Genomic DNA, 13,265 nt, shown 5'->3' on the forward strand with positions numbered 1-13,265 from the left:
TAGAATGACAAAAACATTATATGATCCAGAGGTTGAAAAGAGGGGAATAGAAAAGGGAATAGAAAAAGGAATAAAAAAGGGAATAGAAAAAGGAATTAATAAAGGCAAAGCAGAATTATTAATTAAACTATTATTAAAAAAGTTTAAAAATCTACCAGCAGAGTATGAAGATAAGGTAATGAATTTACCCATTAATGCCATTGATAAAATTGGGATGGATATTTTTGATATAAATTCTGTAGAGGAATTGGAAGAGTATTTTAAGATATAAATAATTAACATATTAAGTCTAAGCTAATAATTTTATAAGGTCACAATGCTATGTTGAAAAAACATAGCATTTTTATATTATATGAATTAAGATGCTGCAATCTTAACTTTTACTTCATCAAAGCCGCAATTCAAGAAAATGTTTTTAAGAAGGTCTATAGTGTCCACAGTAACCTTATCAAGGAAGCCGTCTTTGATTACCCTTTCTTCGGTCTTAGACTTTTCTGCTACAATTTCGCTTAACATATCATCCATAGTTAATTTATTAAATATGGAGTTCTTTTCATCAAATATAAAAACCTCATCTTCATTTACATTATGAGTAAGGATAGAACAAGGTGGAATAGTTATGGTAAGTATATTTTTATCTATAGAAAAAGTAGCAGCACTAAAATCTAGTCCAGCAGTAATATAGCCATTATATTTAATAACAAAGGATTTTTCAGTAAAAGGAATAGTAATATCCTTAAAGCTTAAGCTATTCTTCACAGAAATCACATTAGAGTAATCATAACGGGAAGTAGCCAGCTCCGATATGGATATAAGTTTTTCAGATACAAAATCACTCTTTTTCTCTAAATTATTTTTAGTAGTTAAAGAATTTATAAATAAACAAGCAACAATTATAGCTATTATAAAAATCATAATCTTAATCTTCTTAAAAAAGGAAAAGAACTTTTTAATCTTGGATTTTTTCAAAATAATCACCCCGCAAAATTATCTTTTTAATGTTTATGCTAAGGGAGTATATATTATGAATGTAATGAGATATAATGGTATAAAGTAAAATATTATCCAGGGGGTCAGACCCCATGACAAAATTATCCAGGGGGTCAGACCCCGTGACAAAATTTGGGATATAATCTCCCTTAAAAAAGAAAGGAAGTTTAGTATGTTTGAGTATATTAATGAAGAACTTATAGCTGCTAAGGAAAAAGTGTGGAGAAAAGAGAAGTTTGAGGGTATGATTAGGCATACGGGAGAAGCTCTTGAAAAGGAAGTAAATAGAAAGATAGAACTTGAAAAAGCTCTTAAACATGAGGATAAGGATGTTAAAAAGCTTGAATCTTTGAGTATTGCTAACATATTTTATTCTATACTTGGAAGTAAGGAACAGCAGCTGGATAAAGAGAGACAAGAGTTCCTTGCAGCAAAGTTAAAGTATGATGAATGTTGCCACTCAGTTCTTATGTTAGAAAAGGATCTTGAATCCTATAAAGTGTCATTTAACAATTTACTTGATGCAGAGGCTGAATATGAAGCAGTATTAAAGAAAAAAGAAGGGTTTATATTAGGTTTAAATAATGAGAACTCTAAAAAGTTACTTGAAATTGTGGACAAGATTCCTTCTATTGAAGCTCAGAAGAAAGAGTTACAGGAAGCAATAGCTGCTGGTGATGCTGCTAGAAATGAACTTCAATTTGTAGTAGATTCTCTTGAAAGTGCTGATGGATGGGGAACCTGGGATATACTAGGGGGAGGCCTTTTAGCTACAGCAGCCAAACACTCTGAAATTGATAAAGCTAAAGAGTATGCACAGAATACAAAAATTGCACTGATGAAATTTCAAAATGAATTAGCAGATGTGGATTTAGCAATGGATATAGATATAAATATTGGTTCTTTTGAAACCTTTGCAGATTACTTTTTTGATGGATTAATATCTGACTGGATTGTGCAATCAAAAATCAGTGATTCTTTAAAAAGTGTATGCAACGTTGTATATAATGTAGAGGACATAATAAAATCCCTTAGAGCAAAGCTAACTACTGTAGAAAATGAATTATCTTCAATAAAAGAGAATATGAAATCACTTATTGAAGAAGTGTAAATATTTGTAATGGGGTCAGACCCCAAGGAAAAAAATGTAATGGGGTCAGACCCCGAGGAAGAAATTTCCTCAGGTCTGACCCCGTTATTTTATTTATTTTAGGCAAGACTGAACTTAGTAGTTTGTCTTTGGGTAAGCTGTGCTCCGTATTTAGAAGCTAGAGAGCCTCCCTTACTAAGAAAAACATCCTTAGCAATTATGGTATCCATAAGAGTTGATACCTGAGGTTCAGTGATATCTTGCTTAACCCCTGAAATTGATAAATTAACTTTATCTCCACTGGCATTAATAAAAGTCATTAATAATGAATATTCCATAGTTTAATTTCCTCCTTTCTCTAGGATAAGTCACAGTTAATACTCGCGGTTACTATTAAGCATTAACTAATTTTGAAGTTTCATTTAAGTAACTATCTCTAGTAGAAGCACTTAAAACATCTTTAATAGCCTCAGCTACATCAAAAACATTTTGAGGGTCAACACTAGGTTTTACTCCAGAAAAAGTTTTTTTCTTATAAATTGTAGCTCCAGTCTTATCAGTTCCGTTTTCAACTTCAATATGAAAAGAAGTAGTGTTTAAAACTTTATCTACTGCCATTAAATTCACCTCCTTATCAGTGGTTTCAATGATTATATATGCACTTTGAAAAATAAGTGGAAAGTATAGATGATGAATAATTATAAAGTATTAATTCCATCCTTATTGAAAATAAAGTCATAGTAATTTCTAATTGCTGCATCCACAATGGTATTCATATAAACATTAACATTGGGATGAACAGCTTTAATTTCATTTAGCATTCTAGCAGTGGAATTTCTTATTTTATAACATCTCTGAGTATCAAAGAATTCACCATCTATGGGTGGCGTTATTCCAGGAGCTTCAGTTTTAACCTTGCGATTATCAGTAAAACTATCAACAGAAGGTGGTAGAGAAGTTACATTAGCTGTGGATAAATTCACCTTAGAGGGAGTATCTTTTTCAAAATTAAAGGATGATATGGGAATACCGGTGATGTCCTCACAGATGCCATTAAGTTCTTCCAAATCTTCTTCAGAATTAAATTCATCTATGGGATCATTAATTTTATTTTCTTTTTTCATGAGAAACCTCCTCGTATATTATTTAACACTAACTATATATGCTTTTATTAAGAAAATTCACTAAGGATAAGGGTTTTAAAAAGTTTTAGGATATAATTTACTGGGATTTCAATATATAAAATTGTAATCTTATGCAGTAAAATCATACTTTCATGTATTTTTATGGAATGTAAAACATTAAATGAATTATAATAAATTTAAGGCATATGAAAACCAAAAGGTTGTGCTAAAAAATGATGAAGGTTTGAATTTTGATTTTAAAGGGAAGAATAAAATAATTGATAATAGTGAGTTGAGGAGAATTAAGTATGAAAAATATAAGGAAAAAGAAATCCAAAGGAATTCAATTAAGTAGGAATATTTTCATTTTAGTTATAGCTATATTACATCAACCTATTAGTAAAATTATTGAAAATAGAAACCTATTAGTTGCTTTTAATTTAGCTTATTTATTGCTTGCCATATATTTTATTACCTTACTTTTGAAAGATATAGAGTATTCTAAAAGTAAAACTTAGTAAGTTATTTTAGAAAAGTTTAATAAAGCATTATAATTAGTAATTAACATACAGTGCTTATTAGAGAAAGCCTTGAAACCCCCATGAACACAACAAATAGTTAACTATTTTACTATTTAACTAGGTATATATATTACTATTTAACTATTTTTATATATCCATATTTATATATTTTTATAGGTATATAGTTTTCTAGCTATCTAGTTTCCTAGGTAAAATGTAGTGTAATTTAATGTGCGACTTTAATAATATAATTTAATGAAAATAAGATTTTTATAATTTGGTTTCGACTACGTTATTAAAAATAAAAGGCTGTGTATTTCACTAGAAACTTTAAGGGATGTCCATCAATATCCCCATAGCTTGTATATTCTATCACTGTAATCTTCAACAGAGCCAATTAAAAAAATAATATTGTATAAGTATTTTAGACAGTTCAGGATTAACTTCTGGGTTGTCTATTTTTTATTTTAATAAAATAATTTTCCACTTTTCCTTTAAATTGCTTATTTAGTATATAGAGATACTTATTTAAATAAGGATAGGAGAGAGAAGATTATGAAACATACAATTATGGGTTTTAGGCAGGATAAATTAATAAAATTTGGACTAGATATTATTGATGCAAGCATTCTTAGGTATTTCATTGATTTTAAAGAAAGTAATGGAATGAACACAAGGGAGGTAGAGGGACATATTTATTATTGGCTTCGTTATGATGCAGTTTTAAGAGAGTTTCCTATTTTTAGAATGAAGAAATGCACAGTTCAATCTAGATTTTTTAAATTGAGAGATGCAGGAATGCTTACTCATTTGGTGGTGAGGGAAAAGGGAACATACTCCTTTTTTGGCATAGGCGAAAATTATAAGGAGCTTATAACTAGAGAAGGAGCAGAGGCGGAAAACTCTAAGGGTATGGATGAAGAATCTAAGGGGTGTGGATTTAAATCTACAACAAATAATCCCTCTACTAAAGATTCATCTACTAAAATAAATAAAAATCTTCTTTTGGAGAAAAGTGCCTTTGAAATAATAGAGTATCTGAATTTGAAAACAGGAAAAAACTTTAGAAGCTCAACAAAGATAACTATTAGGCTTATTAAAGCAAGGATTAGTGAAGGCTTTACCGTAGAGGACTTTAAAACCGTTATTGATAATATGAAATATAAATGGACAGGCACCAAGTTTCAGCAATATTTAGTTCCTACTACTCTCTTTGGCAATAAATTTGAGACCTATCTAAATCAAGAAAGAAAACCAGAAAAGGAAAGTGACGGGAAATTTAAGAGGGGAAACATGGTTCTTAGCGATGAAAGAAATAAAGCTGAGTTAAAGGAAAAGTTAAAGAATATAGTTTTGAAGGAGGACATGTAGCATGGATATGGTGATGCCACATAGTCTAGAAGCAGAGCAGGTAGTCCTTGGGGTGCTAATTAACGATAAGGATAAAATTTATGAAGTGGAGGATATTTTAAACTTAGAAGATTTTTATTATGAAAATCATAAAATAATTTATAGGGGGATTTTAAATCTTAGAGCTAGGGAGATTAATATAGATTTAATAACCCTTTCCGAGGAACTAAAATCTAGGGAGGTTTTAGAAAAATGCAACGGTATAACATACCTTTCTAAGCTTTCTAGTTCTGCTGTGTACCTAAGTAATATAAGAAATTACTGTGAAATTATCATGGATAAAGCAAGCAGAAGAAGGGTTATAAAAGCTTGCAGAAAAGCCATTGATGAGAGCCATGGAGAGTTCCTTGTAGACCAAGTGGTGGAAGAGTTAGAGGATAATATTCATAAAGCCTATAGCAGTGCAGCCATGGAAGATATGGAACCCATTATGGATACACTGGAGAGTACCATAAGTCACATTGAAAAAAGATACCTAGATAAAAGGGCCCTTGAAGGTATTTCCACGGGGTATAAGGACCTAGATGAAGTAACCTCGGGCTTAAAATCTGGAGAACTAGTTATTATAGCTGCAAGACCATCCATGGGAAAGACAGCCTTTGCTTTAAACCTTGCCCAACATGTTTCCAAAGAGGCAAAGGTGGGCTTATTCTCCTTAGAAATGCCAAAGAACCAACTAATGCAAAGAATGCTTTCTGCCAGATGCTTGATTTCTCTAAAAAATATACAGAGTGGAAATTTAGAAGAAGATCACCTAAATAAGCTTATCATAGGAGCCTCAGAACTTTCAAAGAGAAAAATTTTCATAGATGACACATCAACTACACTTCCAACCATAAGAGGAAAGGCAAAGACTTTAAAGCAAAAGGAAGGTTTAGATGTGATAATAATAGATTATCTTCAGCTCATAGAATCTGTAGGGGTAAGCTCATCAAGAGAACAAGAAGTTGCAAAGATATCAAGGGAGCTAAAGGCAATGGCAAAATCCTTAAAAATCACCGTAATAGCATTAGCTCAACTCTCCAGGGCAGCAGAAAGTAGAAATGATCCAAGACCAATGCTATCAGACCTAAGAGAATCTGGCTCCATAGAACAAGATGCAGATATGGTGCTCTTTCCTTACAGAGAAAGTTATTATGACACTGAAAATAAAGATAAAAATAAAGAGGAAGAGGAGGAAGCACCTAAGGAAATCATGGAAATTATCATAGGTAAAAATAGAAATGGTGAAGTGAGAAATGTAAATCTAGGATGGATTGGAAAGTACCAGAGAGTGTTGGGGCTTCAGTAGATAAAAGCTCTTAAAAAATATAAGAATAAATAAATAAGATCTTGAAATTTTTCGAAACCCATAGAAATAAATGGAATAATATCGAATTTTAGGTACAAAATTGAGCCTTTTGTGCATTAAAGGTTTAAGTAAAATTTAACATTAGTTACAATAGTAACAAGTGATTAATATGTAATTCCTTATATTAAATCTAGGCTAAACAATTATGTGAAGATAATGTGCGCACATTATTATATTAGAAATGTATACTATTAAGTTGATATGATAAATCACTTAATACATAACAGGATTATTGGTGATTTTAGATTTATATAATATTATTACTTGATACTTATTTAATTAAATTATATAGTAAAAGGAGTAGAATTTATTATGAAATTAAAAAATAAAATATCTAAAGTAATTTTAACAGCTATGGTATGTTTGACCGTAACCTCTTTTGGTATGATTACTGCAGAAGCAGCTGGAAATTATACAGATACATGGTTTGACTTCAACTATAATGGAGATGGTAGTGATGTATGGACAGAGGATAGACCTAAATTGGACAAAACCTCTTCATATATTTATAATTGTAATTCAGATGTTGGAGTAAAAGTTAGTGTATATGGTAATAACAGAAATGATAGTTCCATAGGTGTAGATTGCTCAATAAATCCATTTCAACAAGTAAATGTTGGACAAAGTGCATATTTGAAAAATTGGGTAAAAGAAAGGAAATATAAATATGGTAGCCTTTCATTAAGTCCGAATACACATTCTAGATGTCATCTTCGAGGAAAATGGAGTCCAGATAGTATATAATTTCTTATGTAACTTTAAATTTAAAGGTAGAAATAGTATTACATATTATTTCTACCTTAACCTTTATTAATATAGAATTTAAAAATAGAATAGAAGAAGGTGGAACTTTGAAAAATTTATTTAAAATTGAATTTAAAAGAGCCTTAAAGAGTAAATCTATGCTATTTGCTTTAGCTATAGGTAGCTTTATAACGATATCTTATGTGATTCAATTTGTTATTCCAGCCTCTATGGGGATAGATGAGGTACTTCAATATAATAAATCTAAAATGTATTGTCCACCAACGATTTTTGTTGGGTGGATAGGAAATGCTGGCTATAGTATGCATAACTTTTTATTTTATATGCTACTTCCTATATTAGCTACCATTCCTTTTGCAGATTCATTTTTCTTAGATAAAAAAAATGGATATATAAAAAATGTGCTTATAAGAGCTAAGAAGCGAGATTACTATATATCTAAATATCTAGCTACATTTATTTCTGGTGGACTTGCTATAGTAATACCGTTATTAATAAGTCTTATTATAACTGCTATGTTTTTACCATCATATCCACCACAAGCAAGAGAAGGATATTTAATCGGAGCTGCACAAATGTGGGGAGAGCTATTTTTTATTCACCCATTTATTTATATATTAGGATATCTAATTATAGATTTTATTTTTAGTGGATTTTTAGCTACTATAGCTTTATCCATCAGTTTAGTAGTAGAATACAGATTTATGGTAATAATTGCTCCATTCTTAATTTATTTATTCTTATATTCATTATTATCATCTTTGGGATTAAATAATTATGAACCACTTTATTTTCTACAACCAGGTTATGGAACCTGTGATTATAGAATAATTTTATATGAAACTTTATTATTAGGGATTATAACTTCCACAACATTTTTAATTAGTGGGGTGAGAGAAGATATATATTAAGTGTAAATTATGGACAAAAGAGTTTATGAGAAATATTAAGTCTAATTTTTTATGGGTAATAGTATACATGATCATCGTAGCATCATTAACTTTTCTATATTTAAGACACTCAATGAAAGTTTCTTTGTTAGGTGGATTTAAATTTACATTAGCTGATTATTTTGTAGATGTATCGGGAACATTATTTTTTGGCATTGAGTTAATGATTGTTAATGTATTCTTGCTGTTGCACCTATTTAAAAATGATTTTTCTACTATGTTTGTATTAAAGCAAAAGAGTAAAAAATTACTTTGGTTAAAAGAAGTGTATAAAAGTATACTGTTCTCCTTATTTTCAACTATATATTTGCTACTATGCACCTATGGGGTAGGTGGTTTATTGTGCAGTAGCTATATAAATTGGGATAGGAGAAGAAGTATTTTCTTTGGAGAAACCAATATGATCTGTAGTGATATTAAGTTTATTAATGTTGTAATGGCATTTTTCATAATATCTTTTATTAGAATACTTGTTATAACTTTATTAACTATGCTTATTTATTGGATAACCAATAAAAGTAGTATCTCTCTCATTGTAATTATTACAGTGGGAATAGTCGATTATTATTGTCCTATATTTTATAGACTTATAAGTATTTATTATACAAAATGGGTAAATCCCATTAACATGGCTATAGGATTAATCTATGGGATTTTTTTAATGATTTCTATTATATATGTGGGTATGTTCAAAGCTGACAGAAAGGAATTTTTAAATGAATAGTTTTAAAGGAGAAAATAAGTCAAGTTTTTTAATGCAAATAAAGCATGACTATTACATGGGAACTATTAAAAGATGGAAAAAGTATGCTGTGGTATTAATTATATTTATATTACTATGTGCTAATTTTCAAAGGGGATTAATAATCAGTAGAGAATATGATAATTTCAAAGAGAAACCAACCTTTAGTAATTACATTATTGATATATATAAGGGTGTTGATATTTCTAATAGAGTAGATAATAAAGAAAAAATTGAAATACCACCGGGATGGGTTTTATTAAATATATTTCTTTCAATAGTGATAGGTTATTATCCACTGAATGATTTAAAAGAATATGGAACTCAAATATTAATACGTTCAAAAAAACGATGGCAGTGGTGGCTTAGTAAATGCCTTTGGATTATGGGAAATGTTCTTATTTTTTACGCAATAGGGTATATAGTTATTGCAATGTTTTCTCTGATTAATGGTGAACTATCGTTAACTCCTAATCATAAGGTTAGTTTAGCTGTTTTAAAGTTAGATACTTCTAGTTTAGCAGCTAAGGAAGTGTTTAGTGCTTGCTTAATCTTACCCATAGTCACATCTGTAGCCCTTTCTCTAATGCAACTTACCATAGCAATGTTTAGTAATTCAATATATAGCAATATTTTTATTATATCTTTGCTAATAGTCTCGATGTATTATTGTAGTCCTATTTTAATGGGAAATTATTTAATGTTGTTACGAAATAGTTTAATGGTAGGTATAAAGGGAATTGAAACATCAACTGGTATAATACTCAGCATGGCTATATCTTTTATATCAATAACATTAGGGATTTTTAAGTTTAAAACTTATGATATTATAGGAAAAAGTAACTAAGCGTAAAAGGAGATAATATGTATATTGAAGTTGAAAATTTAACTAAGATAATTTCTAAAAATACAGTTTTAAGCAATATAAATATAAAAATGGAACAGGGTAAAATTTATGGGCTAAAAGGAAAAAATGGTTCAGGAAAGACTATGCTTATGAGAGCAATTTGTGGACTTATGATTCCTACTGAAGGAAAGGTTATAATTGATGGAAAAGTTTTAGGTAAAGAGCTTTCTTTTCCTGAAAGTATTGGAGCATTAATTGAAAGCCCTGGTTTTATATCTAATTATTCAGGATATAAAAATCTAAAGATACTTGCAGATATACAAGGGAAAATTAGTGAAGAAAAGATAAAACAGACTATTTCATTAGTGGGATTAGATCCTGAAGATAAGAAGAAATTCAAAAAATATTCACTAGGAATGAAGCAAAAATTAGGAATTGCAGCAGCTATTATGGAAGATGCTAAAATTATTGTATTAGATGAACCTACTAATGCACTAGATGAAAACAGCATCAAAAACCTTGGTGAAATACTTCGAGATCTTCGTGATAAAGGAGCCTTAATAATAATATCTTGTCATGATAGTGAGGAGTTAAGTTATCTATCAGATGAAATATTTTTTATAGAAAATGGAGAAATGAAAAAACATATAAAGGTGAAGGAGGAGGTAAAATTAAATGAAACAGAGAAGTAAGAACTATATAATTTTAGGCTTAGTTCTTATTTTAGTAGGTGTATGTTTTATGAGATTTAGATATATAAATAATAAATATCCTGAAGCACCACTAGAAAAATTTACTTTAAATGAAACCTTTGACTATGAAGGAGTTCAGTTAAGTGTAGAAGAATCAAAAATTGTAAATGATGATGAACTTAAAATAATATATGCGTCTATAGAGGATCCATTCCCTGATGAAGAAAAGAAGGCTATTTTTGTAAAAGTTAACTTTAAGAATAATAGTGAGGAGACTAAAACTATAGAGGTTTATGAATTTGAGGCGGAATCAGTAAGTTGGCATAATGGACTGAGTTTAGAATTATTTAAAGAAGTTAATAAAGAAGATGATGCAAGTCCTGTAGTAGAATTAAAGCCTGGAGAAGAAAAAGAATTAATATTACCCTACTCTATGATTGAAAGGCATTTTGATAAAGAAACATGGAAAGAATTGAAGAATAGAAAATTTTATCTAACGTTGGAAATGTATCCGGTAAAAAGATGCGTAGAACTTAATTTTAGTTAGAAAGGTAGGGTATAAAGTTGAATAGAAAAACAAAACAAGGAATTGTTATTGCATCTATGATAATTATGGTTGTTATTATTGGTGTTAGTGTATTTAAAAATGATGAATTATTTCCTAAGTCTAACTTATGGAGTAACAAAAAAGAAACAAAAGAAGGTACAGAAACCAAAGAAAATGCTGAAATTAAAGCAGAAGAGAGTTTAGCTGCAGCTAACGAATTTGAAGCTGATAAAACCTTTGAAATGGGTGAAGATGTTCTCACTGTTGATCTTACATTTAAAGTTAACTCAGTAGAAAAAACAAAAGAAAAAAAACAATTTCCAAATCCTCCAGATTGGGATGAAATTGTTACAGATGAAAAAGGAAACTTAATAAATGATATGTCATATGTCATTGTTAATGTAACTATTAAAAATAATAGGGAGACAGAAAGAATGTTTCCACTTAATTCATGTTGGTTAGATGTAATAGATGATAAAAATGAAATATATAATTATCAATGTTGGATGTCTAGCAAATTAGAAGACTTTGATAAAAAGGATTATTTTGAATATAACTTCCAGCCACAAGAAGAATATACATGTGATTTAGTATATATAGTAGAAGATGAAAAATTACAATATAATAATCAAATTTTTGATATAAATATTTCAGGAGTTGTTGGTTATGATGATGATTCACGATATATAAAAATAAAGTATTGATGATTATAAAATTATCATTCTTTTGCAGAGATAAAATATAATTTAAAGAGAAAGCTACAGGAGAAGTCATTGAAAGTTGGGATTCTTTAGCACTAGGCAAGGATAGTAATAAATAAAAAATGTAAGCAAGTAAGATTTTGAGACAAGTATTACTCTAAAACTTACTTGCTTTTTTATTATGTTAAATTTGCATAGGTAAAAATAGAAATGGTGAAGTGAGAAATGTAAATCTAGGATGGATTGGAAAGTATCAGAGAGTGTTGGGGCTTCAGTAGATAAAGGCTCTTAAAAAATATAAGAATAAATAAATAAGATCTTGAAATTTTTCGAAACCAATAGAAATAAATGGAATAATATCGAATTTTAGGTACAAAATTGAGCCTTTCGTGCATTAAAGGTTTAAGTAAAATTTAACATAAGTTACAATAGTAACAAGTGAGTAACATGTAATTCCTTATATTAAATCTAGGCTAAACAATTAAGTAAAATAATGTGCGCGCATTATTATATATTTATAAAATATCAGGTGAAGGTCATGGAGGAGCAGTATCATCAGGAATTTGGAGTACTAGGGGAGTTTGGAGTCCAGATTCAGTTGGAGGAAATTAAAAAAAATAAGTTTATGCTATACCAGCTAAAACTGGTATAGCATAATTCTGATAGGAGAAGTTTATGATAAAGATTGAGATAAAAAGATTATTTAAAAGAACATCCTTTTATGTAGCTCTTTTAGTAGGAATAACAATAGCTTCTTTTGAAGTTTTTAGTAATAATCATATAAGATTAAGTTCACAGGATTTTATAGACTTTTCAAATGGAGCTTATAATAATTTAATGTTATATAATATTGGAAAGTATGTACGAATGCTTCAAATGTTATTCCCATTAATTGTTACTGTTGCTTTTGCAGATGCTTATTTAGAAGATGTAAAAAGCGGTTTTATAAAAAATATAATCACAAGATATGACAAGAAGAAGTATTTAATTAATAGGTTTTTGGTAAATTTTGTTGTCAGTGGATTAATTATAAGTATTCCATTTATAATAAATTATATGTTATATGCATCTTTTATTCCTAGTATAGAGCCGAAAGTATTTTTTAGTTCATCAGTTGTAGAACCAAGAGATTTTTTACCCTATATATACTTTAACTTTCCATTATTACATGTATTTTTAAGAATTTTCTTGTTATTTATATATGCAGGAACCTTTAGTAGTATTGCCTTAGCTGGTAGTATATATTTTAGAAATAAATATGTTATTACAATTATTCCTTTTATAGTTTATATAGCAATGGATGTTATAATCACTATGGTATTAAACTATAGATATTCTCCAATGATATTTTTATTTAGACCTACGGGGTATAATCATATATTTATAGCTATTCCACTTATACTAATCATAACTTGTTTTTCCATATTTATAAATGGAGGAATGAAAAATGAGCTTATTTAATAATTTAAAAAGAGAAATTAAGAATAAAAAAAAATATTTTATTTTAACTACAATATTTATCCTGAATTATTCAC

The 13,265-nt window shown here is 29.0% G+C and carries 17 protein-coding genes; 13 read left to right on the forward strand and 4 right to left on the reverse strand.

Annotation, left to right across the window (positions count from 1 at the left end):
* A partial coding sequence (locus tag B3J31_RS00090; RefSeq protein WP_346873535.1) for a DUF4351 domain-containing protein occupies window positions 1–271 on the forward strand: 271 nt, incomplete at its 5' end.
* A gap of 86 nt (window positions 272–357) precedes the next feature.
* Here B3J31_RS00090 and B3J31_RS00095 read toward each other — a convergent pair.
* Window positions 358–915 (reverse strand): DUF4230 domain-containing protein, encoded by a 558-nt coding sequence (locus tag B3J31_RS00095; protein WP_346873536.1) that lies wholly within the window; start codon window positions 913–915, stop codon window positions 358–360.
* A gap of 247 nt (window positions 916–1,162) precedes the next feature.
* Here B3J31_RS00095 and B3J31_RS00100 point away from each other — a divergent pair, with 247 nt between their 5' ends.
* Complete coding sequence (locus B3J31_RS00100; protein ID WP_346873537.1) at window positions 1,163–2,101, forward strand: hypothetical protein; 939 nt, start codon at window positions 1,163–1,165, stop codon at window positions 2,099–2,101.
* A 98-nt stretch (window positions 2,102–2,199) separates the two neighbouring features.
* On the opposite strand, the gene B3J31_RS00105 is transcribed toward B3J31_RS00100, so the two are convergent.
* The 3 genes from B3J31_RS00105 to B3J31_RS00115 form a co-directional block, all read right to left on the reverse strand.
* A complete protein-coding gene (locus tag B3J31_RS00105) occupies window positions 2,200–2,418 on the reverse strand; it encodes a DUF2922 domain-containing protein (RefSeq protein ID WP_035131026.1) in 219 nt (72 codons plus the stop codon).
* Window positions 2,419–2,473: 55 nt separating this feature from the next.
* Complete coding sequence (locus B3J31_RS00110; RefSeq protein ID WP_035131025.1) at window positions 2,474–2,698, reverse strand: DUF1659 domain-containing protein; 225 nt, start codon at window positions 2,696–2,698, stop codon at window positions 2,474–2,476.
* Window positions 2,699–2,778: 80 nt separating this feature from the next.
* Complete coding sequence (locus tag B3J31_RS00115) at window positions 2,779–3,204, reverse strand: hypothetical protein (protein WP_346867799.1); 426 nt, start codon at window positions 3,202–3,204, stop codon at window positions 2,779–2,781.
* A gap of 308 nt (window positions 3,205–3,512) precedes the next feature.
* On the opposite strand from B3J31_RS00115, the gene B3J31_RS00120 reads away from it, so the two are divergent.
* The 11 genes from B3J31_RS00120 to B3J31_RS00170 all read left to right on the forward strand — a co-directional run bounded on the left by B3J31_RS00120 (window position 3,513) and on the right by B3J31_RS00170 (window position 13,191).
* Window positions 3,513–3,722, forward strand: a complete 210-nt coding sequence (locus B3J31_RS00120) for a hypothetical protein (RefSeq protein ID WP_346873538.1) — start codon at window positions 3,513–3,515, stop codon at window positions 3,720–3,722.
* Between the two features lie 558 nt (window positions 3,723–4,280).
* Window positions 4,281–5,096 carry a conserved phage C-terminal domain-containing protein gene (locus tag B3J31_RS00125; RefSeq protein ID WP_346873539.1) on the forward strand — a complete coding sequence of 272 codons (816 nt, stop codon included), beginning with the start codon at window positions 4,281–4,283 and terminating at the stop codon, window positions 5,094–5,096.
* A gap of 1 nt (window position 5,097) precedes the next feature.
* The gene (gene dnaB / locus B3J31_RS00130) at window positions 5,098–6,426 is read left to right on the forward strand and encodes a replicative DNA helicase (protein ID WP_346873540.1); all 1,329 of its coding nucleotides are present in this window, start codon (window positions 5,098–5,100) and stop codon (window positions 6,424–6,426) included.
* 372 nt (window positions 6,427–6,798) lie between these two features.
* Window positions 6,799–7,230, forward strand: a complete 432-nt coding sequence (locus B3J31_RS00135; RefSeq protein ID WP_346867506.1) for a DUF2712 domain-containing protein — start codon at window positions 6,799–6,801, stop codon at window positions 7,228–7,230.
* 107 nt (window positions 7,231–7,337) lie between these two features.
* Window positions 7,338–8,162 carry a hypothetical protein gene (locus tag B3J31_RS00140; protein ID WP_346867507.1) on the forward strand — a complete coding sequence of 275 codons (825 nt, stop codon included), beginning with the start codon at window positions 7,338–7,340 and terminating at the stop codon, window positions 8,160–8,162.
* A 112-nt stretch (window positions 8,163–8,274) separates the two neighbouring features.
* The gene (locus B3J31_RS00145) at window positions 8,275–8,925 is read left to right on the forward strand and encodes a hypothetical protein (RefSeq protein WP_346873541.1); all 651 of its coding nucleotides are present in this window, start codon (window positions 8,275–8,277) and stop codon (window positions 8,923–8,925) included.
* Window positions 8,918–9,790 carry a hypothetical protein gene (locus tag B3J31_RS00150; protein ID WP_346867509.1) on the forward strand — a complete coding sequence of 291 codons (873 nt, stop codon included), beginning with the start codon at window positions 8,918–8,920 and terminating at the stop codon, window positions 9,788–9,790. Before B3J31_RS00145 ends, B3J31_RS00150 begins: the two co-directional genes overlap by 8 nt.
* 17 nt (window positions 9,791–9,807) lie before the next feature.
* A complete protein-coding gene (locus tag B3J31_RS00155) occupies window positions 9,808–10,482 on the forward strand; it encodes an ATP-binding cassette domain-containing protein (RefSeq protein WP_346867510.1) in 675 nt (224 codons plus the stop codon).
* The gene (locus tag B3J31_RS00160; protein WP_035131013.1) at window positions 10,466–11,029 is read left to right on the forward strand and encodes a hypothetical protein; all 564 of its coding nucleotides are present in this window, start codon (window positions 10,466–10,468) and stop codon (window positions 11,027–11,029) included. The genes B3J31_RS00155 and B3J31_RS00160 overlap by 17 nt, the downstream gene beginning before the upstream one ends.
* A 17-nt stretch (window positions 11,030–11,046) precedes the next feature.
* Window positions 11,047–11,733, forward strand: a complete 687-nt coding sequence (locus B3J31_RS00165; protein ID WP_346867511.1) for a DUF4352 domain-containing protein — start codon at window positions 11,047–11,049, stop codon at window positions 11,731–11,733.
* Window positions 11,734–12,405: 672 nt separating this feature from the next.
* On the forward strand, window positions 12,406–13,191 hold the full coding sequence (locus tag B3J31_RS00170; protein ID WP_346873542.1) for a hypothetical protein: 786 nt from the start codon (window positions 12,406–12,408) through the stop codon (window positions 13,189–13,191).
* Window positions 13,192–13,265 lie beyond the last annotated feature (74 nt).

This window comes from Clostridium sp. UBA5988, assembly GCF_002435615.1.
In the GTDB taxonomy this organism is placed as follows: domain Bacteria; phylum Bacillota; class Clostridia; order Clostridiales; family Clostridiaceae; genus Clostridium_J; species Clostridium_J sulfidigenes.